At 72.7% G+C, this 26,776-nt stretch carries 21 protein-coding genes and 1 pseudogene; 9 read left to right on the top strand and 13 right to left on the bottom strand.

Annotated features, from left to right (window positions below):
• Window positions 1-76 precede the first annotated feature (76 nt).
• Window positions 77-820 (bottom strand): SDR family oxidoreductase, encoded by a 744-nt coding sequence (locus WMF20_RS28820; RefSeq protein ID WP_437605137.1) that lies wholly within the window; start codon window positions 818-820, stop codon window positions 77-79.
• A gap of 93 nt (window positions 821-913) precedes the next feature.
• Here WMF20_RS28820 and sigJ point away from each other — a divergent pair, with 93 nt between their 5' ends.
• Complete coding sequence (sigJ, locus tag WMF20_RS28815) at window positions 914-1,807, top strand: RNA polymerase sigma factor SigJ (protein ID WP_437605136.1); 894 nt, start codon at window positions 914-916, stop codon at window positions 1,805-1,807.
• Window positions 1,808-1,880: 73 nt separating this feature from the next.
• Here the strand turns inward: sigJ and WMF20_RS28810 are convergent, their stop codons facing one another.
• Window positions 1,881-2,636: a TetR/AcrR family transcriptional regulator gene (locus tag WMF20_RS28810; RefSeq protein ID WP_437605135.1), complete on the bottom strand. Its 756-nt coding sequence runs from the start codon at window positions 2,634-2,636 to the stop codon at window positions 1,881-1,883.
• A 122-nt stretch (window positions 2,637-2,758) separates the two neighbouring features.
• Between WMF20_RS28810 and WMF20_RS28805 the strand changes: the two genes are divergently transcribed.
• A complete protein-coding gene (locus WMF20_RS28805; protein WP_437605134.1) occupies window positions 2,759-3,859 on the top strand; it encodes a Gfo/Idh/MocA family protein in 1,101 nt (366 codons plus the stop codon).
• Window positions 3,860-3,905: 46 nt separating this feature from the next.
• On the opposite strand, the gene WMF20_RS28800 is transcribed toward WMF20_RS28805, so the two are convergent.
• Entirely contained in the window at window positions 3,906-5,708 is a 1,803-nt protein-coding gene (locus tag WMF20_RS28800; RefSeq protein ID WP_437605133.1) for a DUF6055 domain-containing protein, read from the bottom strand.
• A 65-nt stretch (window positions 5,709-5,773) separates the two neighbouring features.
• On the opposite strand from WMF20_RS28800, the gene WMF20_RS28795 reads away from it, so the two are divergent.
• Window positions 5,774-7,222 carry a phospholipase D-like domain-containing protein gene (locus WMF20_RS28795; protein ID WP_437605132.1) on the top strand — a complete coding sequence of 483 codons (1,449 nt, stop codon included), beginning with the start codon at window positions 5,774-5,776 and terminating at the stop codon, window positions 7,220-7,222.
• Between the two features lie 16 nt (window positions 7,223-7,238).
• Here the strand turns inward: WMF20_RS28795 and WMF20_RS28790 are convergent.
• Window positions 7,239-7,361, bottom strand: a pseudogene (locus WMF20_RS28790) (helix-turn-helix domain-containing protein); the annotation flags it as partial.
• 20 nt (window positions 7,362-7,381) lie between these two features.
• Window positions 7,382-7,870 carry an SsrA-binding protein SmpB gene (smpB, locus tag WMF20_RS28785; protein WP_437605131.1) on the bottom strand — a complete coding sequence of 163 codons (489 nt, stop codon included), beginning with the start codon at window positions 7,868-7,870 and terminating at the stop codon, window positions 7,382-7,384.
• 471 nt (window positions 7,871-8,341) lie between these two features.
• Here smpB and WMF20_RS28780 point away from each other — a divergent pair, with 471 nt between their 5' ends.
• Entirely contained in the window at window positions 8,342-9,217 is an 876-nt protein-coding gene (locus WMF20_RS28780; protein ID WP_437605130.1) for a hypothetical protein, read from the top strand.
• 101 nt (window positions 9,218-9,318) lie between these two features.
• Here the strand turns inward: WMF20_RS28780 and WMF20_RS28775 are convergent, their stop codons facing one another.
• Window positions 9,319-10,593 (bottom strand): DUF6688 family protein, encoded by a 1,275-nt coding sequence (locus WMF20_RS28775; protein ID WP_437605129.1) that lies wholly within the window; start codon window positions 10,591-10,593, stop codon window positions 9,319-9,321.
• A 259-nt stretch (window positions 10,594-10,852) separates the two neighbouring features.
• Here WMF20_RS28775 and WMF20_RS28770 point away from each other — a divergent pair, with 259 nt between their 5' ends.
• Window positions 10,853-11,794 (top strand): hypothetical protein, encoded by a 942-nt coding sequence (locus WMF20_RS28770; protein WP_437605127.1) that lies wholly within the window; start codon window positions 10,853-10,855, stop codon window positions 11,792-11,794.
• A gap of 82 nt (window positions 11,795-11,876) precedes the next feature.
• On the opposite strand, the gene WMF20_RS28765 is transcribed toward WMF20_RS28770, so the two are convergent.
• From WMF20_RS28765 to WMF20_RS28745, 5 genes are all read right to left on the bottom strand, one after another.
• Window positions 11,877-12,527 (bottom strand): response regulator transcription factor, encoded by a 651-nt coding sequence (locus WMF20_RS28765; protein WP_437605125.1) that lies wholly within the window; start codon window positions 12,525-12,527, stop codon window positions 11,877-11,879.
• Between the two features lie 412 nt (window positions 12,528-12,939).
• Entirely contained in the window at window positions 12,940-14,550 is a 1,611-nt protein-coding gene (locus tag WMF20_RS28760; RefSeq protein ID WP_437605124.1) for an amino acid permease, read from the bottom strand.
• Window positions 14,543-18,289, bottom strand: a complete 3,747-nt coding sequence (gene uca, locus WMF20_RS28755) for an urea carboxylase (protein ID WP_437605123.1) — start codon at window positions 18,287-18,289, stop codon at window positions 14,543-14,545. The genes WMF20_RS28760 and uca overlap by 8 nt, the downstream gene beginning before the upstream one ends.
• Window positions 18,286-18,957 (bottom strand): urea amidolyase associated protein UAAP2, encoded by a 672-nt coding sequence (locus WMF20_RS28750; RefSeq protein WP_437313084.1) that lies wholly within the window; start codon window positions 18,955-18,957, stop codon window positions 18,286-18,288. Before WMF20_RS28750 ends, uca begins: the two co-directional genes overlap by 4 nt.
• Window positions 18,954-19,802, bottom strand: a complete 849-nt coding sequence (locus tag WMF20_RS28745) for an urea amidolyase associated protein UAAP1 (protein WP_129577439.1) — start codon at window positions 19,800-19,802, stop codon at window positions 18,954-18,956. The genes WMF20_RS28750 and WMF20_RS28745 overlap by 4 nt, the downstream gene beginning before the upstream one ends.
• A 461-nt stretch (window positions 19,803-20,263) precedes the next feature.
• On the opposite strand from WMF20_RS28745, the gene WMF20_RS28740 reads away from it, so the two are divergent.
• From WMF20_RS28740 to WMF20_RS28725, 4 genes are all read left to right on the top strand, one after another.
• Complete coding sequence (locus WMF20_RS28740; protein ID WP_437605122.1) at window positions 20,264-21,076, top strand: TetR/AcrR family transcriptional regulator; 813 nt, start codon at window positions 20,264-20,266, stop codon at window positions 21,074-21,076.
• Window positions 21,077-21,612: 536 nt separating this feature from the next.
• The gene (locus tag WMF20_RS28735; protein ID WP_437605121.1) at window positions 21,613-22,620 is read left to right on the top strand and encodes a phosphotransferase enzyme family protein; all 1,008 of its coding nucleotides are present in this window, start codon (window positions 21,613-21,615) and stop codon (window positions 22,618-22,620) included.
• Window positions 22,621-22,778: 158 nt separating this feature from the next.
• A complete protein-coding gene (locus WMF20_RS28730) occupies window positions 22,779-23,894 on the top strand; it encodes a 3-dehydroquinate synthase family protein (protein ID WP_437605120.1) in 1,116 nt (371 codons plus the stop codon).
• Window positions 23,891-24,721, top strand: a complete 831-nt coding sequence (locus tag WMF20_RS28725) for a class I SAM-dependent methyltransferase (RefSeq protein WP_129577435.1) — start codon at window positions 23,891-23,893, stop codon at window positions 24,719-24,721. The genes WMF20_RS28730 and WMF20_RS28725 overlap by 4 nt, the downstream gene beginning before the upstream one ends.
• A 4-nt stretch (window positions 24,722-24,725) precedes the next feature.
• Here the strand turns inward: WMF20_RS28725 and rfaE2 are convergent, their stop codons facing one another.
• Together rfaE2 and WMF20_RS28715 are read right to left on the bottom strand one after the other, a co-directional pair.
• On the bottom strand, window positions 24,726-26,228 hold the full coding sequence (rfaE2, locus tag WMF20_RS28720; protein ID WP_437605119.1) for a D-glycero-beta-D-manno-heptose 1-phosphate adenylyltransferase: 1,503 nt from the start codon (window positions 26,226-26,228) through the stop codon (window positions 24,726-24,728).
• Entirely contained in the window at window positions 26,225-26,773 is a 549-nt protein-coding gene (locus WMF20_RS28715) for a D-glycero-alpha-D-manno-heptose-1,7-bisphosphate 7-phosphatase (protein ID WP_437605118.1), read from the bottom strand. Before WMF20_RS28715 ends, rfaE2 begins: the two co-directional genes overlap by 4 nt.
• Window positions 26,774-26,776 lie beyond the last annotated feature (3 nt).

Below are 26,776 nucleotides of genomic sequence, written 5' to 3'. Positions count from 1 at the left end.
GCCACCGAGGCGGAATCCTGGCGGGATTTCTGACACGCGGAGCTAGCCGGTGACGCCGGACGCCGCGGTCGGTTCCTCACGCGCGCGCGAGCCACGCATCGAAGCGAACGGCTCCAAGCCGCGGGGCCGGGCCGGGGATGAGCGAGCGGTCGTCGAGCTGCGCGCCGAAATACCCGGCTGCGGCGTCCGTGACGACCTTGCGCGGATCCTTCTTCGCCGCGAGCCACCGGCGGCCGAGCTCGTCGAGGCCGATCGCCTCGGGGCCGGCGATCTCGATCATGCCGTTCCTGGGCGGCTCCTCCGCGACGGCCGCCAGCGCTGCCGCCACGTCGTCGGCCGCGATCGGCTGGAGGAGGGCGGGCGTCAGCGTGGCCGTGTCGCCCTTCGTCGCAGCGTCGACGATCGCGTTGACGAACTCGAAGAACTGGGTCGCGCGCACGATCGTGTACGGCACCCCTGCCGCGCGGATCGCCGCCTCCTGCGCCACCTTCGCGCGCATGTATCCGCTCGTCGGCAGGCGATCGGCCCCCACGACGGAGAGCGCGACGTGATGGCGAACGCCCGCGGCGGCCTCGGCGGGCAGGATCACGCCGGCCGCCCTCTGGAAGAAGCTCATCACGGCATCGGCCTCGAAGGAGGGCGCGTTGACGACGTCCACGACGACCTCGGCGCCGCGGACCGCCTCGGCGACGCCGGCGCCGCTCACGATGTCGACGCCCGTGGACGGCGACGCCGGTGTAACCTCGTGGCCCTTCTCGCGAAGGATCCCGACCAGCTTCTTCCCGATGAGCCCGCTACCCCCGAACACGACGACCTTCATGACGATTCTCCTGGTTCGCGCATCCCGACCGGATGCTCCGTTGCGGGGAGGACCGGACAGCCCGCCGCCTTGTGACAGGTCGGAGCAAGAAAAGTGACGGCGCCCCAGGCCCCCGAAGGCCCGCAGCCTGCCGCCGACCCGTTCTTCGCGCTGCGGCCCCGGCTCCTCGGCATCGCGTATCGGATCCTCGGCAGCCGGGCCGAGGCGGATGACGTCGTGCAGGACACCTGGGTCCGCTGGCAGGCGACCGACCGCGCGACCGTGCAGGAGCCGACGGGGTTCCTGGTGACCGCCACCACGCGCCTGGCGATCAACGTGGCCCAGTCCGCGCGTGTCCGCCGCGAGGCGTACGTCGGGCCCTGGCTGCCCGAGCCGATCGACACGAGCCCCAGCGCGGAGCTCGGCGCCGAGACGCAGGAAGGCCTCGCCCTGGCCGTGCTCGTGCTCCTCGAGAAGCTCTCGCCCACGGAGCGCGCGGTGTACGTGCTCCGCGAGGTGTTCGACTACCCATACGAGGAGATCGCCGGGATCCTCGACCTCGGCGAGGCGAACGTCCGCCAGCTGTTCGCCCGCGCGCGGAAGCACCTCGCTGGCGAGCGTCGCGCCCCGGTCGGCGTCGAGCAGCAGCGGCGCCTCCTCGAGAGCTTCATCGCCGCCGCGCAGCAGGGGGACCTCTCCGCGCTCGAGCGCCTCTTCGCGGCCGACGTCGCGTCGATCACGGACAGCAACGGGCGCGTGCGGATGGCCGCCCGCGTCCCGGTGCACGGCCGCGAGCACGTCGCGAAGCTCATCGCTGGATTCGCGACCCGTTTCTGGCCGGGCACCACCGTCACGTGGCTGGAGACGAACGGCCAGCCGTCCGTCCTCATCCGCCGGGACGGCGTCGCGCTGGCGCTCGCGTCCATCGACGCGTCCGCCGAGGGCATCGAGCGCATCTACTGGATGATGAGCCCCGAAAAGCTCGCGACCTTGATGGCGTCGCGGTGACGGAAGGGGCGATGGGGCGCGTACGCCGCCGGAGACTCGCCCTCGTAGCGGCGCCGAAGCCCGGCTTGTCGCTCTAGCGCCGCCTGCCGGCGCGCCGGCGCTCACCGCTGCTGCCCGGCGACGCCACGGCGCCGCCTCGGCCGGCGGCAGGCGCTGGAGCGCCCTTGCGCGCCCGCGGCGCCGAGGCAGCCGCCTGCGGCGGAGACGAGGGCGTCCGGAGCCCCGCGAGGAACGTCGTCAGGAGGCGCTGCGCGCGCGCCGGGCCCTCGGGCGGCTGCTGCGCGGCGAGCGCGATCGCCGTCACAAGGCTCACGATGTCGTCCAGGTCGATGTCGCGCCGTATCTCTCCTGCTGCCTGGGCGAGTGAGAGCAGGTGGGAAGCCGCCTCGGAAGCCGCGCAGCACGCCGGCGAGCCGCTGTGGAACGCGACGCCGAGCGAGGTCGCCAGGCCGCGGTAGGTGCTCGCGTGCGCGACGAACGCCGTGATGAACTCCGCCAGCGCGTCGCCCGGCGACGCCGACCCCGCGAGCGCCTGCGTCTTCCGCGCGAGCGCGTGCAGCTGATCCTCGACGGTCGCGGCGAGCAGCGCCTCGCGCGTGGGGAAATGCCGGTAGAGCGTGCCGATCCCGACGTTGGCGCGACGGGCGATGTCCTCCAGCGACGCGTCGGCGCCGCGCTCCGTGAACACCTCGTCGGCCGCGACGAGGAGCCGCTCGCGGTTGCGCCGCGCGTCCGCGCGGAGCGGGCGCTGCGGCTCGCTCGCGCCGGCAGAAGACGGCTCGCTCGCGCCGGCGGACGGGGGGGTCGAGGTCGATCGCGCGGAGGGCATTGCAAACCGGAGGATCCCTCCGTATCTTAACCGGAGCAACCCTCCGGTTATAGCGGAGCGGCCCTCCGGTTCGGCCGGAGCGGCCCTCCGGTTCGGCCGGAGCGGGCCATCGAGGAGAGACCATGAGCGGAATCCGAGGATCGAAGAAGATTCGCGTGGGCGTCGTCGGGGCGAGCCCGGACCGGGGCTGGGCGGTGGCGACGCACCTGCCGGCGCTCGCGGCGCTCGGCGACGCATACGAGCTCGCGGCGGTGAGCACCACGAGGCAGGCGAGCGCCGACGAGGCCGCGCGCCGCTTCGGGGCGCGCCACGCGTTCGACCGCGCCGAGCCGCTGATCGAGCACCCCGACGTCGATCTCGTCGTCGTCTCGGTCCGCGCGCCCGAGCACGCGCGGCCCGTCCGCGCCGCCGTCGCCGCGAAGAAGGACATCTTGTGCGAGTGGCCGCTCGGCGTCTCGCTCGCCGAGGCCACCGAGCTCGCCGGGGCCGCCGAGGCCGCCGGCGTCCGCACGGCGATCGGGCTCCAGCGGCGCCTCGCGCCGAGCGTGCGTCACCTGCGCGAGCTGATCGCCGAGGGCTACGTGGGCCGGCTGCGCTCGGTGACGATGCACGTCGCGCTGCCGATGGGCGGCGCGCGGCGGCCGCGCGCCGAGGCGTATGTGGCCGACGCGAAGAACGGCGTCGACGTGCTCACGATCGTCGCCGCGCACTTCCTCGACACGGTGCTCTCCGCGGTCGGCGAGCTCGAGAGCCTGTCCAGCCTCGTCGCCCGCCAGTTCGACGAGACCACGGTGATCGAGACGGGCGAGGTCGTGCCGGTGACGGCGCCGGACCAGACGCTCCTCTCAGGGACGCTCGTGGGCGGAGCGGTCGTCTCGGCCCACTTCGAGACCGCGAAGCGCAATGGTCCCATCCTCAACTGCACCTTCACGGGCACCGAGGGCGATCTCGTCCTGTCCCACGATCTGAGCCTCTCGGGCGCCCGCGGCGACGGGCAGCCGCTCCAGCCGATCCCGACGCCAGAGCGCCTGTCCTGGATCCCCCGGGCCGGGCTGTCCGACGACGCGTACCAGATCGCGCAGCTGTATGCGGCCTTCGCGAAGGATCTCGCGGAGGGCACCTCGGTCGCGCCGACGTTCCGCGACGCGCTGAAGCTCCACCGGCTGGTCGACACGATCGCCGAGGCCTCCGCCGCGGGGAAGCGCGTCGCCTGGAAGGGCTGAGCGCGCCGCGCCTCGACGGAGCGGCGGTCGACGGGGGATCGCGGCCTCAAGGGCGCCAGGTGTACGGCGGCGCGACCGTCACCTCGGTCACCATCGATTCTCCTCGCCAGTCGTCGGGGACGAACCCGTAGAACGTGTTGCTCGACTTCGACGCGGCGACGAACTCGACATCTCCGAGCAGCCGCGCCGTCCCGGAGACGGATTGGCCGCTGCCGAACCAGCCGAGCGGATCGAACGTGGTCTGGACGATCGCCGAGCCGCTCACGTCGAACCCGCGCGCCTGGACGCCCGGGCCGCCTTGCCCGACAAGGCTGAGCGCGCCGATCCGGCCGCCGGAGATCTTGCCGCGCACGATGGTCGCATGATCCTCGACGCGGACGTCGCCGGTCACCTCGCCGCCGAGGATCGTGGCGTGAGGACCGACGTAGACGCTCGACGGCGTGCCCGCGGGCGCGCACCCGCCGCCGTTCGCGTGCCGCGCCGTGCCCTGCGGGCACGCCTCGAGCTGGCCGTCCTGGAACCCGGCCGGCCACGCCCCGTCGACCTGCACCATGTACGGATAGCGATGGATCGACGGGTACGCGGGGCCGTCCGAGGGGTTCGTCCAGACGATCTTCTTGTATTCTGTCGGCGTCGCGACCACGACCAGATAGACGTTCTCGCCCGGGTCGACGCAGAAATCGAGCTCGCCGTCGCTCCCTCGCCGCAGCGGGCTGTAGCGCGGCGTGGAGAGCTCCGGGGCCGTCGCCACGAGGCCCCAGCGCCAGCCGGAGTCGGCGCCGGGCTGCGTCACGCCCCGGAACGCGACGCGCACGCTCGTCGCGCCGGGCTGCGGGTGCAGGCGCACGACGTTGTAGCCCCAGCGCTGCGGCGCCCAGTGGTACGGAGAGACGAAGCGGCGATGCTGCGCCCAGTCCGCGTCGAGCCCCTCGAGGCGCGTGAGCCGCAGCCGCCGATCGGTGCGGCCGCTCGACGTCCGATCGACCTCGATCGGGCCGTAAGCCCGGCGATACACGCTGGCTGGGTCGCCCCCGGCCGCGGGCGGCGGATCCCTGTAGTCCCAGGTGACGTTGTGCATCGCCCACTCGCCGAACAGATCGTTGAGCTGCTCGACGTCCCAGCCCCGGCTCAGCATGAGCTTCTGCCACGGATCGCGCTGGCCGCTCGGCGCGTCGTGGGCCCACATGTCATTGACCGCGCCGTAGCAGTGCTTGTCCTTCAGGAACTCGAAGAACTGCCAGTTGCAATAGCGGTCCCGCGTGTTGCCATAGTAGAGGTGCGGCATGTTCGGCAGCATCTCCGAGCAATGGACGTTGTCCCGCCAGATCTGGTGCGGCATCCAGTTCGCGTGGCTCTCGAAGATCCAGCAGCCGGTGCCGCCGCAATCCGGGAACGCCTGCGTCATCGACTGCACGCCGTGCATGAACTCGTGCGCGAGCCCCCAGGGGTCGCGGGCGGCGCCGGGGCCCACCCACATGCCCATGTAGGAGATGCCGTCGCGGTTCCACCCGCCGCCCCAGAGCGGAAACTCGTTGTCGAAGTGAACCGCGGCCTTCCACTTCTGCGCCGAGCCGCAGTACGGCTCGGGGAAGAAGACGGGGCTGCCGAAGTACGCGTCCCAGATGCTCTCGAGCGTGTCCGCCGCCGCCTGCGCCTGGCTCAGCGTGATCTCGGTGCCTTCGGGCCAGTAGTAAGGCGAAGTGCGCGGACTCGTGGCGCAGCGGCGCGCCCGTCTCGCCGCCGCCGCGCGGCGCGGTCCAGGTGCCCGTGGCGCAGCTCGCCCCCGCGGTGGCGCAGCCCGTCGCCCACGGCATGCCGTATTCTCGTCCGGGCCGCGCTCGTCAGGCAACCCCCGGGACCGTCGTCGACGCGGCGCGCGACGACGCACGAAAACTCTGGCATTGAACGTGCGCCATGACCGCCGCTCGCGTCCCTGCGCGCATCCCCACGACGAACGCGCCGCTGCGCGCCGTCGCACGGCAAACCTTCAGTCGGGTCGCTGGCGCGCCGCTCATCGGCGGCAACAGGGTCGATCTGCTGGTCGACGGGCGAGCGAACTTCGACGCATGGCTCGCCGCGATACGGGCTGCGCGCACCTCGATCCTGTTCGAGAACTACCTCTTCGACGACGACGCGCTGGCGCGCGAGTTCCGCGGCGCGCTCGCCGAGCGCGCCGCGGCGGGCGTCCGCGTCAGCGTGATCCGCGACTGGTTCGGGTGCCTGGGCGGGTCGACGGACCGCTTCTGGAGCCCGCTGCGCGCGGCGGGCGGGGAGGTCCGCACCTACAATCCGTTCAGCTTCACCAGCCCGTTCGGGTGGGTGACGCGCGATCATCGCAAGCTGCTCGTCGTCGACGCCGAGGTCGGCTTCGTCTCCGGCGTCTGCGTCAGCGGCCGATGGCTCGGCGACGCGGCGCGGGGCGTGCCGCCGTGGCGCGACACCGGCATCGCCGTGCGGGGACCGGCGGTGCGCGCGCTCGCCGAGGCGTTCGCCGACAACTGGGCGACCCTCGGTGAGAGCCTGCCCGCCGACCTGCCCGCCCTCACCGAGGTTCCGCCGGCGGTCGGCCCCGTGGACCTGCGCGTCGTGGCGAAGCTGCCGGGCACCACCGGGCTCTACCGGCTCGAACAGATGGTCGCCGCGCTGGCGCAGCGGACGCTCTGGCTGACGGACGCGTACTTCGTCGGCATCGCGCCGTACGTCCAGGCGCTGACCGCTGCGGCGCGCGACGGCGTGGACGTGCGCCTGCTCGTCCCGGGCACGAGCGACGTCCCGGTCATCGGCAGGCTGTCGCGGGCCGGCTATCGCCCGCTGCTCGAAGCCGGCGTGCGCGTCTACGAGTGGAACGGCTCGATGCTCCACGCGAAGACCGCGGTGGCCGATGGCCGCTGGGCGCGCGTGGGGTCGAGCAACCTCAATATCGCGAGCTGGCTGGAGAACTGCGAGATCGACGTGGCGATCGAGGATGAGGAGTTCGCCGGGCGCATGCAGGCGCAGTACGAGGAAGATCTCCGCGGCGCGACCGAGATCGTCCTCCACGCGCGGCGCCGCGCGGTCCACGACAGGAGGCGCCGCCCGCAGGGGGCCGGGACCGGGCGCTCCGCCGCGGGCGCCTTGCGCCTCGCGAACACCGTGGGCGCGGCGATGGCGAACCGCCGCGTCCTCGGCGCGGCCGAGGGCGCGATCCTGCTCGGCGGGGCGCTCGTGCTCCTCGGCGGCGCGGCGGTCGCCCTGTGCTTTCCGCGCCTGCTCGCCTGGCCGCTCGCCGTGCTCGCGCTCTGGTCCGCGATCAGCTTGCTCCTCCGGTACGTCGCCCTCGCCCGCAGGGCCCAGGCGCCGGAGTCGTCGCCGCGCGCGCCGTGATGCGAGCGCGCCCGCCTCGCCCGCCGCCCATCATGAGCCGCGCGGTCTCGACCCGCAGCCGCTCCACGGCCTTGGCGGGCGACTGTCCGGTCTCTTCGCGGAACACGCGGCTGAACTGGCGGGGGCTCAGGTGCGCGGCGGGAGATGGCGCGCCCTGCGTCACGCGCGTCCGTACCGTCGCTGTCCGTGGATCACCACGGCTCGCGCCTCGCGCTCGGCGTCTTGCGCCTTGATGGTCTCGCGCTTGTCGTAGGTCTTCTTCCCCCTCGCCAGCGCGATCTCGACCTTGGCCCGACCGCCCTTGAAGTAGAGCCGGGTAGCGACGGCGGTCATCCCCTCGCGGGCGATCGAGAGGTCGATGCGCTGGATCTCGCGCCGGTGGAGGAGCAGCTTGCGCGCGCCCTTCGGCAGGTGGCCGAAGGCGGCGCTGGCCATCGCGGCGATGCTCACGCCTTGCAAGAACGCCTCGCCCCTGTGGACCGTGCAGAACGAGTCGGTCAAGTCGGCCTTGCCGGCGCGGAGCATCTTCACCTCGCTCCCCTTGAGGACGATCCCCGCCTCGAACCGATCGCCGAGGTCGTAATCGAAGCCCGCGCGCTTGTTGCGCGCGATGAGCGTCTCGCCCGGCCTGGCCTTTTCCTTCGGCACGAGGGGGATCGTAGCACGGCGCCCCCGCGCCCCCGCGTTCACGCACGTGGGTCGCCTGTCGCTCGATCCTTCTTCATCGGAATAGTCGAACGGCGCGCGAATCAAGGCTTGAGCATGGATTCGAACAGCACGGATCGCGCGCCTGGTTCAGCGCGTTCTTCTGGCGCCGCCCAAACACGCTTCGGTTATCCTTCGGCCATGGCGAGCTTGCAGAGAACGGCGGGGACATGGGCGAGCGCACTCCTCCTGGTGACCTGGGGATGCGACGGAAGGACGATCCTGGAGCACGATGGCTCGGCGGCGGCCGGGCCTGACGATCCGTCGAGCTCGGGAACGCCGGCGGGCTCGGCCGGCCAGGGCGGCGGGCCGAACGCCCCCTCCGACGCGTGCTCGGCCGGTGAATCGCGCTGTAACGGGAGCTTCCGCCGCGAAACATGCGCGGAGGATGGCGCCTGGATCGAGACGGACTTCGTGTGCGCACGAACGGTGGCCGTGGACGACGACATCGGAAGCTACTGCGTCACCAAGGCGAACGGCGCGTATCGCTGCTGGGGATCGTCGGGATCAGGCGACGCGGTCGATGCTACGCCGCTGCCCGACGGGATCTACCGGCGCGTCCAGCTCACGCGGCAAGGGCTCATCGGGCTCACCGAGGATGGCCGCTTGCGTGCGGCCGAATTCACGATTCCGGAGAGCCCTTCGCAGGTCGTCGCTTTTCGTCAGACGAACATGTGGGGCGACGTCGGGGTTTGCTCGCTCCAGTCCGACGGCGCGTTCGGGATGTTCCTCTACGATCCGCGCGAGCCGGACGGCCCCTCCACGCGCGCCCAACCCGTGGAAGGCGGGCCATTTTCGCGCGTGTACTGCGCGTGGGAAGGTATGTACGCCGCCGTTCGAGCGGACGGCACCGTCATGTCGAATTATGCCACGGCGCCGCCCGGCAACGATTTCGCGGAGCTCGCGCTGAGCATCGGCATCTTCTGCGGCCTCCGGACGGACGGCACCATCTCCTGTCACAGGCCACCCGCCGATGGAGTCAGCATCCTGACCGTGGGGCCCGACCTGCCCGCGTTTCCACCGGGACGCTATCGGTCGATCACCGCGACGGCCGGCGCCGTGTGCGCGATCGACGAGCAGGATGCCCTCGTCTGCAAGCGGTACGACGGTCGGGACATGCCAATCCCGCCCGCGCGGTACGTGTTTGCAGAAGGCGGCTATAACGTGCTGTGCGCCGTGCGCGCCGACGGATCGACCGCCTGCTTCCGGCACGGCGGCGCGGGCAGTCTCGATCTCGAGAACGTGAGCGACTTCGCTCCGGTCGAGCCGCCGCTGGATCCCGGCTGGTGAGCTGACGCCGGAAGATGTCGCACCGGCCGCTGTCGCATTCGACGAACGTCTCGCACGCCGCGCCGTCGGGCCCGGCGGCGGCGGTAGCGGCGGCCCGGCGATCAGCGGTACATGCGGTCGATCCGCGCCTCGGGGGCGCGCGGGTCGAGCAGCAGGAGCGCGAGGTAGAACGCCCATTCCAGGGGCTTCATCGCGAGGTAGACGAGATCGGCGGCCCAGGCGGCGCGGATGTACCGGCTCACGGGCAGGCCCAGCCGGTCGTAGAGCCGGCGCGCCGCGCGGCCGAGGCGCGGCCAGCGCTCGTGCAGGAGATCCTCGAAGGCATTGGCGATCGCGAGCTGGCGATTGACGAGGATCGGCGTGCCGCCCCGCCGTCCGAGCCGGACGGGGCGCACCAGCCAGGCGTGGCCGCGCGCCGCGACGGTGCACAGGTAATGGCAGTCGCCGGGGAGCTCGACGATGGGGAGCTGAGAGAGGGTGTATCCGCAGGTGCGGGTGAAGACCTGGAGCGCGGCCGAGGGATGTCCCAGCCAGGCGGCATGGACGACGGCGTGGATCCCGAGGAGGACCGGGGAGGCGGCGAGGGCGCGCCACAGGGTCGGCCGGTGGATGGCGGGGGGCGGCGGGAGCGGGACCTGGGGCGGTCCGACGCGGTAGGCGGCGTCCGCGGCGGCGAGCGGGGCGGGCGCGCTGGCCTCGACGCCGCGCCGCACGAGGCGGGCGCGCAGCTCGACGGCATAGAGGATGACGGTGAGGAGCGGAGCGATGCAGGGGAGGAAGAGCGGCGGCACGAGCAGGCCGGCGACGAGCCAGGGGCCGAAGTGCACGGCGAGGAGGGTGTGGAGGGCGAGGCCGAGGAGCAGGGCTGCATGGATGGCGAGCTCGGCGGGGCCGGGGAGCGCTGCGGGTCGGCGGCGCGAGATGGCGTAAGCGAGGGCGGTGAGGGCGTGCAGGGCGAGGATGCCGTAGACCTCGGGCTCGGCGAGGGGGCGGAACGCGGTGGTGTTGGCGTCGCACGCCTGGACGGCGCAGCTGTCGCCCGCGTCGTGGCTGTAGGCCATGCCCCAGGCGGGCAGGAGGAGGAGCGCGAGCACCTCGGAGGCGATCTGGAAGGGGCGGCGGCCGCGGCGGCGGATGGCTCGGTAGGTCCACACCGTGAGGGCGAGCCACCCCGCGAGGCCGAGCGCCGCGGCGAGGAAGAGGGCGCCGTCGAATCGTACCAGCACGGTCGCGCCGAAGAGCAGCGCCGAGAGCGGCGGCACGCCGTAGCCGGTGGCCACGAGCGCGGCGATGGCGCCGTCCACGAGGGAGAAAGGCGGCTTGGGCGGGGACGGGGGCTGCTGCTGCGATTCGGGCGGCGGGTGCTGCGGCGGCATGCGTCCGTCATGGTAACGGCTGCGGTCGGGGGAGATCCATCGCGGGACCGGGTGCCGCCGTCACGGGCGTGAGGCGCAGCGCGCAGGGATGATGAGGGGGCGCCCCGCTCGCTGCCTGGCTCCTCGACGCGCTGCCCGTGAGGCGCGAAGCGGTCACCCGCCATGGCGCCGCCACCCGCCCGACGGCACACCTCCCCCCGGAATCCCTCGCATTCAGCCACCTGAGTCCCTGGTATGCGATCTGCCATGGGCGCCGCGCATGGGAGATGCCGACATCACGCTGCGCCACCTCGCCCGACGGCGGCCCGAGGACTTGGTGTGCGCTCTCGTCCCCGAGAATCGCCCCATCGAGGTCCTCGGTTGGGTCGACAGCCAGGTCACCAACATCGAGCGCCGCCTCGACAAGGCCTTGCGCCTCCGGGTCTCGGGCGAGCCGCGGGTGTTGCACGTCGAGTTCTGCTTCGCGCTCCGCGACGACGTGCCGGATCGCATCTTCGAATACCTCGGCTTTCTCTTCGCCGCGCTCCGCCTCGAATCCCCTGGCGCGCCGGTGCCGCCCATCGAGAGCGTCGCCGTGGTCCTGTCGGGCCGCAGGCGGCGCTTGCCTGCTACCGGGAAGCGCCGCGTCGCGTGGCCGGGGCGGCCGTTCAGCGGCGCGCACTTCCGTATCGACGCCGTCTACCAGCGCACGGTCTCCGAGCTGCGAGCGCGCGGCAGCGTGCTCTGGCTGGTATTTGCGCCGCTTGCACGTAACGCGACCGCGGCGGCGCTGCGGGAGGTGGTCGCAGAGATCCACGCGGGGGCGAAAGGCGCGGAGGAGCGGGCCGAGCTTTATACGGCGCTCCTGGTGATGGCGACCATCGATCCCTGGGGGCATAATCTGCTGAAGGAGCTCATCATCATGGTGGAGGACAAGGAAGAGGGGCTGCTCCGGCGCACGCCGATCATCGGGGAGATGATCATCGAGGCCGAGCAACGCGGAGAGCAACGGGGAGAGGAGCGCGGCGAGCAGAAGGCGATCGCGGAGCTGCTCGGTCGCCTCTTCGCGCGGCGGATCGGGCGACGACCGACGGCCGAGGAAGAGCGCTCGATCGTGGAGCGAGCCCGCGCGATCGGTCCGGGCGAGGTCGAGGATGCCTTGCTCGATCTCGAGGGCGAGGCGCTGGTTCGATGGCTCGCGGAGCCGATGCGCCCATCGTGAGCCCCCGCCGGGGCACAGACACCGGCTGCGCCGGTCGTCGACGCCGCTGCGCCGGCCGTCAGAGGCGCCCCGCGCGCGGGCGCTACTCGCTCCTGAGCCAGCCCTGCTGGAGGGCGTAGCGCACCGTGTCCGCGCGGCTCGTGAGGCCGAGCTTCTCCATCGCCCGGACCTTGTAGGTCTCGACCGTGCGCGCGCTCAGGTCGAGGCGGGCCGCGATCTCCTTGATGGCGTGCCCCTCGGCGATGAGCCGGATCACCTCGGCCTCGCGCTCGCTCAGCTCCGAGGCCGAGCCGTGGTCGCCGAAGGTGCGGCCGACGACGCTCGACACGACGTGGGCCGTCATCGACGGGTCGAGGTACACGCCCCCGGCGGCGACGGCGTGGATCGCCCGGACCAGCTCCGCGCCCCGCGCGCCCTTGAGCACGTACCCCGACGCCCCGGCCTTCAGGAGCGGCTGGACGTTGGCCTTGTCCTCGTAGCCCGTCAGGGCCACCACCTGGACCTCCGGGCGCGCCTGCTTGATCCGCTCGGTCGCCTGCGCGCCGCCGAGCCTGGGCATGGTGACGTCCATCAGGACGATGTCCGGCCCGAGCTCCGTGACGGCCTCGACGGCGCTGAGCCCGTCCGCCGCCTCGCCGACGACCGTCATGTCAGGTTGCGCGTTGATCAACGCCTTCAGCCCGTCGCGCACGATCGGGTGATCGTCGACCACGAAGACGCCGAGCTTCGCCATGCCGCTGTCTCCATCAAGATCGGGGGTGGCCGGTCCTCCAGTCCCACGAGCCTCCGGGGCGGCTCGTGGGGGGCGTGAGGGGGCCGCGTCGGTGTCGGTGGCCACGGAGTCCGACCCTAGCACGGCCTCGCCGAAGGCCTGAGGCTCCGGTCCGAATTTTCCCGAGACGCACGGCGCTCCAGGGCCGCCGGCCCGCGGCGCGCGCCAGGCGGGGCGGGGCGACGCACGAGCCCGGGCGAGCCAGCCGTAGACCCTGCCGACGCCCCTCGCCCGTCGCCTCTGCTCCCGCCCTCCGTGCGTCGTACGAGACGCATGGCCATACTTAATAAGCCTAACTAACTTGTTGGTGGCCTCGGCCGCTCGACGGGCCCCCGCTCAGGGCCGCTCGACCTCGCCGCCGGAACGTCCCGTCTCAGGAGATCAGCGACGCCGAGCTCTCCCGCGGCGGGCTGACGGCGACCCGTTCTCCGCTCGGCCTCTGCGTCGCCACGAAGAGCGCCAGCCCGGCGGCGATCGTGCCCGCGACCCCGATCACCGGGAAGTACTCCATCCACGCCGACTCGCCGGCCCGCCGCGGCCACGCGATGTTGGCGATCAGCGCGACCCCCCACGCGACGGCCGCGGCGTTCAGCGCGAGCCCGGCCCGCCCGAGCGAGAACACCCCGGCCGGGGCCCCGGAGCTGCCCGGCCACCCGCGCAGCCGGCGGAGGAGCATCCCCGCCGTCACGAGCAGGTACGAGAGGTTCACGAGCAGCACGGCCGTCTCCGTGATGAGCACGAACAGCTGCGCCTCGCCGTAGTTCACGACGAGCATGCCGCACGCGAGCGCGCCGACCGCGATCGCCGGGAGGACGGGCGTCTTCGTGCGCGGCGACACGCGCGCGAGCGCCGGCGCGCACGGCAGCGCCCCGTCCCGCGCCATCGAGAACGCGAGGCGCGAGGCGCCGGTCTGGATCGCCAGCGTGCAGACGCACACCGCCAGCGCCACGTCGACCAGGAACACCTTGCCCAGCGTCGGGCCGAGGGCGCTCACGACCACGTAGGCCAGGCCCTCGGTCGCGAGGCGGCCGTCGGTCAGGCTCGGCGCCGCCATCAGCGCCGCGAGCAGGAGCAGCGCGCCGCCCACCCCGGAGGCCACGATGGCCTTCAGGATCGCCCGCGGGATGATCCGCCGCGGGCTCTGCGTCTCCTCGGCCAGCGACCCGGCCGAGTCGAAGCCGTAGAGCACGTACGCCGGCATGAGCGCGGCCGCGAGCAGGCCCGCCGCCCCCGTGCCCAGGGGCGGCGACGGCCCGTAGATCGGCTCGAGCACCACCGCCGGACCCCGCACCGCGTGCAGGAACAGCGCCCCGATCAGCAGCACGACGCCGCCGAGCTCCGCCATCACGCCGACGTCGTTGACCCAGGCCATCGCCCGCACCCCGGCCATGTTGATCGCCGTCGTCAGCGCGACGAGCCCCGCGCCGAGCAGCACGGCGTTCGCCGCGCCGTCGCGCGACGTGAGCGACGGGTCGCCGCCGAGGAGCTGGAACCCGCCCCAGACGCTCGGCAAGATCGCCTGCAGCGCGATGGCCGCCGCCGCGACGCTCACGACGTCGCCGACGAGCTTCAGCCAGCCCGCGAGCCACCCCGGCGCGCCGGGCGACACGCGGCGCCCCCACTGGTAGACCGAGCCGGCCACCGGGTAGTGCGAGCCGACCTCGGCGAGGTTGAGCGCGACCGCGAGCTGGCCGAGGAAGACCACCGGCCACGTCCAGAAGAACCGCGTCCCGCCGAAGGCGTACCCGATCACGAAGAGCTGGAAGACGGTCGTGAGGATCGAGACGTACGAGAAGCCCGCCGCGAAGGCCGACAGGCTCCCCAGGTCGCGCCGCAGCTCCTGGCGGTAGCCCAGGCGCGCGAGGTCGTCGGCGTCGCTGCTGCCTTGCGCCGCGGAGCCCGCGCCGAGCGCTCCGTGCGCCGCGGAGCCCGCGCCGGCCGCGCCGCGGCGGTCCGGCGCCCCTGTCGAGATCGGATCACGCATCGGCCGACACCCCCACGAGCGGCTGGCCCGCGCTGACCATCTGGCCCGGGCGGCAGCCGATCCAGTCGACCGCTCCGGCCACGTCGGCCACCACGGCGAACTCCATCTTCATCGCCTCGAGCACGGCCACGCGCTGGCCCGCCTCGACGCGCTGCCCCGGCGCCACGTCCACCTTCCACACGCACGCGGTGAGCGGCGCCGTCACCGGCAGCATCCCGGTCGGCAGCGCGTCCTCGGCGGCGGACGAGGCGCCCTCGAGCCGGGCGCCCGCGCGGCGCACGCGGTCGAACTCGCCGTCCGCCTCCCAGCGGCCGCGCTCGGCGTCGAACGCCGCCCGCTGCCGCGCCCGGGCCGCGCCGATGCTCTCGGCGTTGTCGTCGAGGAAGCGGTGGTGCTCGCCCAGGTCGAACGTCGTCTCCTCGATGCGCACCTCGCCGCGCCCGGCCACCATGTCGGCGCGGAGCTCGAGCAGCTCCTCCGGCGACACGAGGTGGAACCGGAGCTGGTCGAAGAACCGCAGGAGCCACGGCCGCTCGCGCGTGGTCTGCCGGAACGGCCGGTGGCGGCTCCAGACCGGCACCGTGCGGCCGAGGAACTGGTACCCGCCCGGCCCCTCCATGCCGTAGATGCACAGGTACGCGCCGCCGATGCCGACGGCGTTCTCGGGCGTCCACGTGCGCGCCGGGTTGTACTTGGTCGTGACCATCCGGTGCCGCGGGTCGATCGGCGTCGCGACCGGCGCGCCGAGGTACACGTCGCCGAGGCCGAGCACGAGGTAGCTCGCCGCGAGGAAGATCTCCTGGACCGCCGCGATGTCCGGCAGCCCGTTGACCCGGCGGATGAACTCCAGGTTGCTCGGGCACCACGGCGCGTCGTCGCGGACCGTGCGCATGTAGCGCTCGATCGCCTCGCGGGTCGCCGGGTCGTCCCAGCTGAGCGGCATGTGGACGACGCGGCTCGGGATGCGGACCTCCTCCGGCGCGGGCAGGTCGGCCTCGGCCTCGCGGAGCAGGTCGAGGGCCTTGGCCACGGTGAGCCGCGCGCCGTCGACGTGCACCTGGAGCGAGCGGATCCCGGGCGTCAGGTCGACCACGCCCGGCACGCGCATCTCCTCGAGCCGCGTCATGAGCAGGTGCGCGCGCACGCGCAGGTCGATGTCGAGCACCGGCGGCCCGAACTCGACGAGCACGTACCGGTCGCCGCTCTGCCGGAAGACGACCGCGGGCCGGCCGTCGCGCGCCGGCACGCGGCCCAGCACCGGATCGCCGCGCCGGCGCCGCGCGCCGCTCGATGCCGCGGCGGCCGCGCCGTTGGCCGCGCGCGCCGCCGCGCCGTCGGCGGCGTGCGCCGTCGCGCCGTTGGCCGCGTGCGCCGCTGCGCCGTTGGCGGCGTGCGCCGCCGCGCCGTTCGTCGCGGCCCCGCGCCGCGCCACGAGCGCGTCGCTCCGCTGCGCCAGCGCGTCGGCCTCCGCCGGCAGGATCGACCGGAACCGCACCTTGTCCCCGGCGCTCAGCTGGCCGAGCTTCCACCGCTCGGCCGCAGCGATCGTGAGCGGGCACACGAATCCGCCCAGGCTCGGGCCGTCGGGGCCGAGGATGACGGGCATGTCCCCGGTGAGGTCGACCGCGCCGATCGCGTACGCGTTGTCGTGCAGGTTCGAGGGGTGCAGCCCCGCCTCGCCGCCGTCGGTGCGCGCCCACGCCGGCGCGGGCCCGACGAGGCGGACGCCGGTGCGGGCCGAGTGGTAGTGCACCTCCCACTCGGCCGCGTAGAACTGCTCGATCCCCTCGTCCGTGAGGAAGTCCGGCGCCCCGTGCGGCCCGTCGAGCACGGCGAGCTCCCAGGATCTGCCGATCTCCGGCCGGGCCTCGGCCGGCAACGCGCCGGGGGCGAGGGCCGGGTCGACCTCCTCGCCGAGGCGCAGCACGTCGCCGGGGCGGAGCGGCCTGCCCGCGTGGCCGCCGAAGCCGCCGAGGGTGAACGTGGCGCGGCTGCCGAGGTGCGCCGGCACGTCGATGCCGCCGCGGATGAGCAGGTAGGCGCGCGCGCCCGGCCCCCGCACCGGCCCGCACGCCACGGTGGCGCCCGGCGCGACCTCGACCGGCGTCCACGGCGCCACCTCGACCCCGTCGACCAGCACGCGCATGGCGGCGCCCGCGACGCACAGGACCGCGCGCCGGTGGAACACGAGCGTGGGCCCGTGCACCTCGCACTCGAGCCCCGCGGCGCCGGCCGGGTTGCCCACGACGCGGTTGCCGAGGCGGAACGACAGGTCGTCCATCGGCCCGCTCGGCGGCACGCCGACCGACCACAGGCCGAGCCGCCCGGGCCAGTCCTGCACGGTCACCGCGCCCGGCGCCGCCGTCACCTCGACCGCCTCCGGGCGGAACGGCAGCGACGCGAACGTGCCGGTGTGGTGCCGGACCCCGCGGAAGTCGGGGTGATCGAGCGCGGCCGCGACCCACTCGCGGTTCGTCTCGATCCCGCCGAGCCGGGTCTCCCCGACGGCGGCGCGCAGCGCCGCGACCGCCGCGGCCCGGTCCGCGCCGCGCACGAGGAGCTTGGCCAGCAGCGGATCGTAGAGCGCCGAGACCTCGGTGCCCGTCTCGACCCACCCGTCGACCCGCACGCCCGCGCCCTCCGGATAGCGCACCTCGGTGAGCAGCCCCGCGCTCGGCAAGAACCCCCGCGCCGGGTCCTCGGCGTAGAGCCGGGCCTCGATCGCGTGGCCGGAGAGCGGCGGATCGCCGCCCTCGAAGAACGCCGTGTCGCCCGCGGCGATGCGCAGCATCCACTCCACGAGGTCGACGCCGGCGCAGAGCTCGGTCACGCCGTGCTCGACCTGGAGGCGCGTGTTGACCTCGAGGAAGTAGTGCTCCGCGCGGGCGGGATCGACGAGGAACTCGACGGTGCCCACGTTCCGGTAGGCGACCTTCGCGGCGAGCGCGCGGGCCGACTCCGCGAGCGCCGAGCGCAGCCGGGGCGGCAGGTCGGGCGCGGGCGCCTCCTCGAGGACCTTCTGGTTGCGGCGCTGCACCGAGCAGTCGCGGTCGCCGAGGACGAGGACGTCGCCGCGGCCGTCGCCGGCGATCTGGACCTCCACGTGCCGGGGCGCGGTGAGGAAGCGCTCGAGGAACACGTCGCCCGAGCCGAAGTTCGCGCGGGCGAGGCGCTGCACCCGCTCGAACGCCGCGGGGAGCTCCGCCGGCGCGTCGCACCGGGCCATCCCGATGCCGCCGCCGCCCGCGCTCGCCTTGAGCAGCACGGGGTAGCCGATGGCCGCGGCCTCGGCGGCGGCGTGGTCCGCGTCCCGGAGCACGCCGGTGCCCGGCAGGAGCGGCACGCCCGCCTCGACGGCGAGCTCCCGCGCCCGGTGCTTGCTCCCGAACGCCTCCATCTGGGCCGGCGTCGGCCCGATGAAGACGAGGCCCGCGGCCTCCACCGCGCGGGCGAAGTCCTCGGATTCGCTGAGGAATCCGTAACCCGGGTGGATCGCGTCGGCGCCTGCGCGGCGGGCGGCGTCGACGACGGCGTCGATGCGCAGGTAGCTCTCGGCGGGCGTCTGGCCGCCGAGGCGGACGGCGTGGTCGGCGAGGCGCACGTGGAGCGCGGCGCGGTCGGCGTCGGAGAAGACGGCGACCGAGGCGATCCCGAGGCGCCGGAGGGTGCGGAGGATGCGGCACGCGATCTCGCCGCGGTTGGCGACGAGGACGCGGCGGAAGGGCGGGGGGGCGCTCATGGCCGCACCACCGCCATGCGGATCGGGGTCGGGTTGAAGGCGTTGCAGGGGTTGTTGATCTGCGGGCAGTTCGAGACGAGGAGCAGCAGGTCGAGCTCGGCGCGGAGGTCGACGTGCTTGCCGGGCGCGGACAGGCCGTCGACGATGCCGAGGGTGCCGTCGGCCTCGACGGGCACGTTCATGAACCAGTTGATGTTGCCGACGAGGTCGCGCTTGCCGAGGCCGTAGGGCGCGGCGGCCATGAGGAAGTTCTCGACGCAGGCGTGCTGGTGCTTTGTGTGGTGGCCGTAGCGGACGGTGTTCGACTCGCACGAGCAGGCGCCGCCGGAGGTGTCGTGCCGGCCGCAGCTGTCGTCGGTGATGGTCATCATCACGCGGCCGCGGTTCGAGCGGAGCTTCGCGCCGGTGGTGAGGAAGATGTTGCGCTGGGCGACGATGGTGTCGGCGGCGCTGTAGCGCTCGGCGGTGTCGGCGAGGACGTAGGCGAGGAAGTCGACGGCCTGGTTGCCCTCGAGGTCGATGACGCGGAGGATCTCGCCGGCGCGGACGATCTTGGCCCACGGCGCGCGGGCCGGGACGATCTCGTCGGAGACGAGGGCGCCGGGCAGGCCGGCGAGGGCGGGGTCGCGCAGGGCGGCGACCGGCTTTCCGGGGGCGGCGGGGATCATCGCGCGCCTCCTGCCCGGAGGGCGACCGCGAGCTCCTCGGCGGTGTTCTCGAAGGCGCGGCGCGCCTCGGGCGTGGCGTTGCGCGCGGGGTCGTCGTCCGGGGCGGGGCGGCCGCGCCAGGCGGTGAGGCGGACCTTGCCGGCGCGGTAGGCCGGGCGCGGGTCGAGGCGGTGCGGCGCGGCGGCGACGCTGACGAGGACGTCCTGCTCGGCGCGGAGGAGCACGTGGGCGCCCGGCCGGGACGAGTCGGGGAGGAGGGTGATGGCGCCGTCGGCCTCGATGCGGACGCCCTTGAAGAGGTTGATGGGCGTGGGGAGGTCGCGCTCGGTGAGGCCGTGCTTGGCGAGGGCGAGGAGGAGCCGCTCGCGGCCGGAGCGGAGGGCGCCGCCGTGGGCGTCGCTGCCGTAGCGGGAGGCGATCTCGCCCGGGAGCGAGGTGCCGCAGAAGGTGTCGTGGCGGCCGGCGGTGTCCTCGAGGAGGGAGGCGAGGACGCGCCCCATGTCGGAGAGGAGCAGGTAGCCGGGGCCGGGATAGGCCTGCCACTGGAGCTTCACGGTGTCGGCGAGGCAGAGCCGCTCGATGGGGCGGTCCGCGCGGTGGAGCATGAGGGCGACGCAGGTGTCGCCCTCGACGTCGACGATCCGGAGCCGGCTGCCGACGGGGAGGGTGCGCGCCGCGTAGCCGCCGGCGCCGAGGGTCTCGTCCCAGAGGACGTCGCGCGCTTCCACGCCCGGGGGCGGGTCGCCGATCGACGTGCTCGGCACGGTGGGTTGCGTCTCGACGACGCTGCCTTCCTGGGCGCGCGCGTGCGCGCGCGCGGCGTACGTTGTGGCCGTTTCAGACATCGCCCGCCTCACTTTCGATAGAGAATCGAAACTACGGGTCGACTATCCGGGGGCGGGGTTTCCGGCCTGTTTCGCGGGGGTAAAATGCAGGGCGCGGACGATTTTTCCCGGTGGCGGCGCGGCGGGGATCCCGCGGTCCCAACCTGGGTGAGACGGGCCGCCCCAACCCGGGTGAGACGGGCCGCCCCAACCCGGGTGAGACGGGCCGTCCCAACCCGGGTGAGGCGGGCCGCCCCAACCTGGGTGAGACGGGCCGCCCCAACCCGGGTGAGGCGGGCCGCCCCAACCTGGGTGAGACGGGCCGCCCCAACCCGGGTGAGGCGGGCGTCGAAGCAAGCCTGAAAATTCTCCCCTCGGCGTCCTTGGCGCCCTGGCGGTTTGTATTCTTCCCGTGTTGACGTGCGACCACCGCGCTGGAAGAGCGGATGGCACAGGGACGCGAGCGCGGATCGATGAGCGCGATGGCGCGACGGCCACCCCGGGAGATGATGAAGACGGAGATTCCCCCTGCTCAAAGCGCCGAAGGCAGCCAGAGCGCCGACGGCAGTCAGAAGGCCGAAGGGAGCCCGCGCCGCACGGGCCGGCCGCGCAAGGCGCCGCAGCGCAGCGAGCTCGCGCCGCGCGAGCAGATCCTGGAGGTGGCGGGCCGGCTGTTCGCCGAGCGCGGGGTCGTCGACGTGTCGATGCTCGAGATCGCGCAGGCGGCCGGGCTCCGGCAGTCGTCGCTGTACTACTGGTTCCGGCGCAAGGAGCTGATCGTCGCGGAGATCCTGCAGCAGGTGAACCGCCTGCCGCTCTCGTACGCGCGCAGGCTCGAGGCGAGCGGCGGCGCCGCCGACGTGCAGCTCTGGCGCTTCGTGCGGTTCGACGTGGAGACGGTGTGCGGCTTCCCGCTGGAGATCACGGAGATCCACCGCCTCAGCGAGCGGGATCCGGAGGCGTTCGCGACCTACTGGGCCGAGCGCCGCGCGCTGACCGAGGCCGTGGCGGCGATGATCGGGCGCGGGGTGGGGGAGGGGACGTTCCGCGAGGTGGACGCCTACCTGTGCGCGCTGACGGTGCTGGCGCAGGACGAGAGCGTGCAGAACTGGTACCGCCCCGGGGGGGCCGGGCGCATCCATCCGCTCGCCGTCAGCGATCCTGTGGCGCTCGGGTACCGGCCGGAGCAGATCGCGGAGCTGGTCGCGGACCAGACGGTCGGGGGGCTCCTGGCGCGGCCGTCGCGGCTCGCGGCGCTGCGGCAGATGGCGGTCGCGGCGGACGGGGAGGGGTAGCGGGATAGCCCTCCTTCCCGCCCTCACCTCGACTGCCCGAGGTGAGCGGGTTCAGGTACACGCGGGCCGATCTGGCCGGATCCGGCGATGTGATGCGCGCACTCAGAGCCTGGCGTGCCATCTGACCGGGCCAGCAACGTGTCTTCGTCGGCACGAAAGAGAACTCCTACCTGGGCCACAACGGGGCGGAGCGCTTCAGAGCGCATCCTCGACGCGCGGGAATCGATCGGTCGGAGTTGTTCAAGGTCGCGGAGCCCGGGTTGCTCGACCTCGCCCGCTGGCGCCACGAGCACCCCGAGCCCCACCGCGAGCCCGGAAGGGACCCCGAGCACCGGGAAGTGCTCCATCCACGCCCCACGCCACGCCCCACGCCGGCTCGCCGGCCAACGACGGGAATCGCCCGGCGAGCCCGACAATCCTGGAGGATCGCCTCTCGACGAGCCAACTCGTCTCTCGTGGACGGGATCACTCGGGACAGCGTCGCGGGCGAAGAAACCGCCTTGCGTTGGCCGGCTCGTTGACTATCACCCTACACGATGCAAGGCCTAGAGGCGAACGATGCCGCGGCGCGCTATATCGCGGAGCGGTTCGGGCTCGGGGGTCGCCCGGAGCGCATGGTCCCCGTGGGCGGCGGCGAAATGGGCCGCGTCTATCGCCTCGACGCCGCCGGCGCCGCATGGGCCGTCAAAGAGCTATTTCGAAGGACCGACGAGGACAGGGTGGCCCGCCAAGTCGCGTTCCAAGACGCCGCCGCCCGATGCGGGATCCGGGCCCCTGCCAACCTGAGCACCGTCGACGGCCGGCACCTGTGCTCGCTCCCGGCCGAGCTCGGGGGGGCGACGGTTCGACTCTGCAGCTGGATCGACGGTCATCCTGTCCAGACGGCGGACCCCGGGCTGTCCGAGTGGGTAGGCAGCGCGATCGGCCGGATCCATGGCTTGAGTTACCCTGCTGACGGCGCTGACCACGACCCTTGGTATGACGCGTGCCCCACGCCGAAGCGCTGGGAGGAGCTCATCGCCGCCGGCGACGCCGGAGGCGCCGATTGGGTGAGCGCGATACGCAGCCGGCTAGGGTCGCTGCTCTCCCTCGCCGACCTGGTCACCCCAGCAGAGCCTACGGCGATGATCTGCTGGCACCTCGATCTGCAACCCGATAACGTCACGCGCGAGCGCGCTTCCGATGAGTATGTGCTGCTCGACTGGGACGACTCCGGCCCGGAGATGCCGGACAGGGTGCTGGCGATGGCTCTTTGGGACTGGCACGTTCACGGAGACGAGATCGATATCAAGGGGATCCAAGGCACGCTGGCGGCTTACCGCCGGGCCGGCGGCCACGCCGAGCTCACCGGTATCGAGTCATTCACGGCGATCGTCGCCAGCTATCTCAACTACGTCTTCGTCCAGGCCGAGCGGACCCTTCACGCGCAGCTCTCCCTCGACAGGCGCCGTCGCGCTGCCGCCGAGCTACAGAGCTCCCTAGCCAATCCACCCGATCCGGCTCGCCTAATGAGCGTCCTGAACGTGGCGCGAGCGCAGATATAGTGGCGCGAGGCCAAATGTAGCTGGACGTCGCTGGACGCGGCTGCGATACTCGCACGTTCATGGGGGTTGAGTCACCAGCGGGGCACATGGGCATCGGGGCCGCAGCCAAGCGCGCGCCACCGCCACGGACGATTGCGTTCTCGTTCGCAGAACAATCAATGCCGATCACGATCGGCCACGATGTGCACGACGCGTGCATCGACCACTGCATCGAGCGCGGCGCCGATCGCGCCTTCATGGTCGTGGATCGACGGGTCTGGGAGCTCTATGGTCGCGAGCTTCAGAGGCGCTACGGCGCGCGCATCCCGATCGCATGGGGCACCGTCGAGCCACAGGAGTCCCTGAAGACGCTCGCCAGCGTGAATCTGCTGCTCGATCAAGCGATCAGCGCCGGGCTGACCCGTCGCAGCCTCGTCCTCGCGATCGGCGGCGGTCTCACCGGAAACGTCGCCGGGATGGTCGCGGCGCTCCTCTACCGCGGCGTCCCGCTGATCCACATCCCGACGACGCTGCTGGCGATGTCCGACTCGATATTGTCGCTCAAGCAGGCGGTGAACGGGCCGAGGGGGAAGAACCTGTTTGGCCTCTATTACCTTCCGACGGCGAGCTTCATCAGCCTGAAGTTCCTGGAGACGCTGCACTGCCGAGAGCTGGCGTCGGGCGTCAACGAGCTGATCAAGAACTGCCTGGTCTTCGACGCCCAGCGGACGAGCGACCTCCTCGCGCTCGCCGCGCGGGCGGACCACGCCGATCATTGGCTCGAGCTCGTGGTGACCGGGATCGAGGCGAAGCAGATGTTGCTGAGGAGCGATCCGTACGAGAAGCACATAGGCATATGCCTCGAGTACGGCCACACCGTCGGGCATGCCCTCGAATGTCAGTCCTACGGCCTGTCGCACGGCTTCGCGGTCGGCCTCGGCATGCTCGTCTCGGCCGCGATCTCCGCGCAGCGCGGCATGCTGACCGACGAGGAGTATTGGCTCCATTTTCGCCTCCTCGGCGCCGTCAACGACACGCTCCTGTTTCCTGACGAGCTTGACATCGAGACGACCATCGACGTCGTCCGCCGCGACAACAAGCACGGCTATCTGCCCGCGCCGCCGGGCTACCATCCGTTCGTGCTCCTCGAGTCTGTGGGGCGCGTCGCGACGACGCATGGACACCCGCTCGTGCTGGTTGAAGAGGACGAGATCCGCTCCGCCATCGCTCGGGCGCGCCGCGACGCGGCGGGCTGGGCGAATTCGCCACGCCGCAGGGAGATCGGCCCCAGATGAAGCAGAGCCCGCGAACAAGCTTGCGGCCCTGGGAGGACGACTTCTTCGAGCCCGAGCTCCTCGACGCCGGCGCCGGCGACGCGGATATCCGGGAGACGGTGCATTTCTACCGCAGCGCCGTCGGCGACGACGTGACGCGCGTCCTCGACATCGGGTGCGGAACCGGGCGGCTCTCGCTGCCGCTGGCCGGAGACGGCCACGAAGTGCACGCGATCGACCGCTCGCCGCGCGTGCTCACCTTCTTCCGCAACAAGCTCAAGCGCGCCGAGCGCGGCGTGCGCCGGCAGGTGAAGCTCTCGCGGCTCGATATCGCGCTGCGCCCATACCCCGAGCGGCTCGACGCGGCGCTTGCGGTCGACGATTTCCTCACGCTCTTCCTCGATGAGGCCTCGCTGCGCGCTGTCCTCGCTCACGTGCGGCAAAGCCTCTCGAGAGGGGGGCGCTTCTGCACCGACATGCGGGCCAGGAGCGACGACCGGCTCAGCACGATCGCTGCGCCGCTCCCAAGGCCTATGCTGTTCTTCGGCATCGTCCAGGGCGTCGCGACGCCGCGCGGGGCGCGCTCCGTCGCGATGCGATCGATCGAGACGTATGACGAGAGCGCCAGGGTCCTCACGAGCGAGCAGCTCTTCGAGTACATCAAACCTACGGGATTGGTGGAGCGATCGATCTACCGCACGCTGCGGCAGCGCGTGTGGCACCCCGGCGAGATCGCCGCCGCCGCAGAGGCGGAGGGTTTCCGCGTTGCCGCCCTCCACGCGCGCTTCGATCCGCGCGCGCAGGCCGGCGTCGCGAGCGGCGCCAGCTTCGATCTCCGCGTCCGCTGAGCTTTCAGCGCTCCTCGGGGCCGCGCTCGATGAGGCGGGTCGAGGAGCGGCCGGCGACGAGCGGCACCACTTCGACCTGTCCGCCCCAGCCGCGCACCTCGCGCGCGCCGACGATCGTCGCCTCGCTGTAATCGCCGCCCTTGACCAGCACATCGGGGCGACACGCGAGGATGGCCTCGCGCGGGGTGTCCTCGTCGAAGATGGTGACGAAGTCCACGCACGAGAACCCCGAGAGCAGGGCCGCGCGCTCGGCGGCAGGATGGACCGGCCGCGACGCGCCCTTGAGCCGCCGCACCGACGCGTCGCTGTTGATGCCCACCAGCAGCAGATCGCCCATGCGACGGGCGTGCTCCAGCAGCGTGAGGTGGCCCACGTGCAGCACGTCGAAACAGCCGTTGGTGAAGACCAGCCGCTGGCCGTTTGCGGTGGCGCTCCGGCGCAGCCCCTCGAGCAGCCGTCGCTCGATGAGCTTGGCGCCGCACGCCCCCTGGGCCAACGCCGCCAGGAGCTCCGAGAGGAAGACCGGCACCGCGCCAATCTTGCCGACCTTGATGCCGGCAGCGATATTGGCGACGTGGAGGCGCTCGGCCCACGACAGGCCGCTCGCCCACGACACCGCCAGCGCGGCGAGCGCCGTGTCGCCTGCGCCGGTCACGTCGAAGACGTGGCGAGCGTGCGCCGGCGCATCGAGGAACCTCCGGTCGGAGGTCGCGGGCGGCTCGGCTGCACCGCCGGTCGAGCGTCGAGCCGCCTCCGGTGGCAGCAGCAACGACATGCCGCGGGGGCCGCGGGTGATCAGGACGGCGGCGCCCGGCACGAGCGCCGATAACCTCTCGGCGGCCGCGAGCAACGACGCATCATCGCGCACGCTGATGCCGGCGGCGAGCGCCGCCTCGTGCTCGTTCGGGGTGACGAGGTCGGCCCCGCGATATTTGCTGTAGTCGCGGGCCTTGGGGTCGACGGCGATCGGCACGGCGGGCAGCAGGCGACGCAGCCGTTCTATCAGCTCGCAGGTGACCACCCCTTTGGCGTAATCGGAGAGGAGAACGAAATCCGGCTGAGGCAGGTCGCGGGCCAGACCGTCCAGGAGCGCGTCGAGCATGCCTGATCCGGGCGGCTCCGGGCGTTCATGGTCAATGCGAACGAGCTGCTGCGCGCCCGCCAATACGCGCAGCTTGACGGTGGTGACCGCCGAGGGATCCTCGGCGAGCCCCGACGCGAGGACCCCCGCCCGCGCCAGCAACGCGCGCAGCCGTTCCGCCGGCTCGTCCGCGCCGACGCGACCTGCCAGCGCCACGCGACCCCCGAGGGCGAGGATGTTCTGCGCGACGTTCCCGGCCCCCCCCAGCTTGTCCTCGATGCGATCGAGCAGCATCACCGGCACCGGCGCTTCGGGGGACACCCGATCGACGGAGCCCATGTAATAGCGATCCAGCATGACGTCGCCGATCACCCAGAAGCGCGGGGAGTCGCCCCGCGAGAGCCGTCCGCGCAAGCGTTCGATCATGGGATCACTCCAGGCGTGCGGCCGCCTCGTGAGATGGATACTTGAGGGAGCAAATGCTGGATCGCCGCGAGCAGCGACGGACGCGAATCCGGGGCGCCGAGCTGTAGAACGCGCGGCGCCGGGATCCCAGCCGCCAGCGCCGCCTCGACGTCACGCGAGCTGTCACCGACAGCCAGGCTCCCTGCCAGGTCGATATCGAGGTCCAGGGCCGCGCGCAGGAGCAGGCCCGGTCGCGGCTTGCGGCAGGGGCAGCCATCCTCGGGGCCGTGGGGGCAGACGTAGACCGCGGCGATCCGCGCCTCAGGCTCGACGGCCGCGAGCAGATCCATCATCCGCTGATTGACGGCAGCGACGCCGGCCGCGCCATACAGCCCGCGGGCCACGCCCGACTGGTTGCTGACGACGACCACCGTATATCCGGAGCGGCGCAGCAGCGCGACCGCCGCGGCCGTGCCGTCGAGCAGCGCGACGCCCGCCGGGTCCGCCAGGTAGCCTGGATCGTGGATCATCGTGCCGTCACGGTCGAGAAATGCGGCCCGGATCATGGC

The sequence above is a fragment of the Sorangium sp. So ce834 genome (assembly GCF_051521425.1).
Lineage (GTDB): Bacteria > Myxococcota_A > Polyangia > Polyangiales > Polyangiaceae > Sorangium > Sorangium cellulosum_D.
Note: the sequence above shows the minus strand (reverse complement) of the source record. Positions and strands in the feature narration are given on the sequence as shown.

What these genes read in the sequence shown, in the direction of transcription:
- WMF20_RS28820 (WP_437605137.1), bottom strand. Translation starts at nt 820, where the DNA reads ATGAAGGTCGTCGTGTTCGGGGGTAGCGGGCTCATCGGGAAGAAGCTG.
- WMF20_RS28810 (WP_437605135.1), bottom strand. Translation starts at nt 2,636, where the DNA reads ATGCCCTCCGCGCGATCGACCTCGACCCCCCCGTCCGCCGGCGCGAGC.
- WMF20_RS28805 (WP_437605134.1), top strand. Translation starts at nt 2,759, where the DNA reads ATGAGCGGAATCCGAGGATCGAAGAAGATTCGCGTGGGCGTCGTCGGG.
- WMF20_RS28795 (WP_437605132.1), top strand. Translation starts at nt 5,774, where the DNA reads ATGACCGCCGCTCGCGTCCCTGCGCGCATCCCCACGACGAACGCGCCG.
- WMF20_RS28775 (WP_437605129.1), bottom strand. Translation starts at nt 10,593, where the DNA reads ATGCCGCCGCAGCACCCGCCGCCCGAATCGCAGCAGCAGCCCCCGTCC.
- WMF20_RS28770 (WP_437605127.1), top strand. Translation starts at nt 10,853, where the DNA reads ATGGGAGATGCCGACATCACGCTGCGCCACCTCGCCCGACGGCGGCCC.
- WMF20_RS28765 (WP_437605125.1), bottom strand. Translation starts at nt 12,527, where the DNA reads ATGGCGAAGCTCGGCGTCTTCGTGGTCGACGATCACCCGATCGTGCGC.
- WMF20_RS28760 (WP_437605124.1), bottom strand. Translation starts at nt 14,550, where the DNA reads ATGCGTGATCCGATCTCGACAGGGGCGCCGGACCGCCGCGGCGCGGCC.
- uca (WP_437605123.1), bottom strand. Translation starts at nt 18,289, where the DNA reads ATGAGCGCCCCCCCGCCCTTCCGCCGCGTCCTCGTCGCCAACCGCGGC.
- WMF20_RS28750 (WP_437313084.1), bottom strand. Translation starts at nt 18,957, where the DNA reads ATGATCCCCGCCGCCCCCGGAAAGCCGGTCGCCGCCCTGCGCGACCCC.
- WMF20_RS28745 (WP_129577439.1), bottom strand. Translation starts at nt 19,802, where the DNA reads ATGTCTGAAACGGCCACAACGTACGCCGCGCGCGCGCACGCGCGCGCC.
- WMF20_RS28740 (WP_437605122.1), top strand. Translation starts at nt 20,264, where the DNA reads ATGGCGCGACGGCCACCCCGGGAGATGATGAAGACGGAGATTCCCCCT.
- WMF20_RS28735 (WP_437605121.1), top strand. Translation starts at nt 21,613, where the DNA reads ATGCAAGGCCTAGAGGCGAACGATGCCGCGGCGCGCTATATCGCGGAG.
- WMF20_RS28730 (WP_437605120.1), top strand. Translation starts at nt 22,779, where the DNA reads ATGCCGATCACGATCGGCCACGATGTGCACGACGCGTGCATCGACCAC.
- WMF20_RS28725 (WP_129577435.1), top strand. Translation starts at nt 23,891, where the DNA reads ATGAAGCAGAGCCCGCGAACAAGCTTGCGGCCCTGGGAGGACGACTTC.
- rfaE2 (WP_437605119.1), bottom strand. Translation starts at nt 26,228, where the DNA reads ATGATCGAACGCTTGCGCGGACGGCTCTCGCGGGGCGACTCCCCGCGC.
- WMF20_RS28715 (WP_437605118.1), bottom strand. Translation starts at nt 26,773, where the DNA reads ATGATCCGGGCCGCATTTCTCGACCGTGACGGCACGATGATCCACGAT.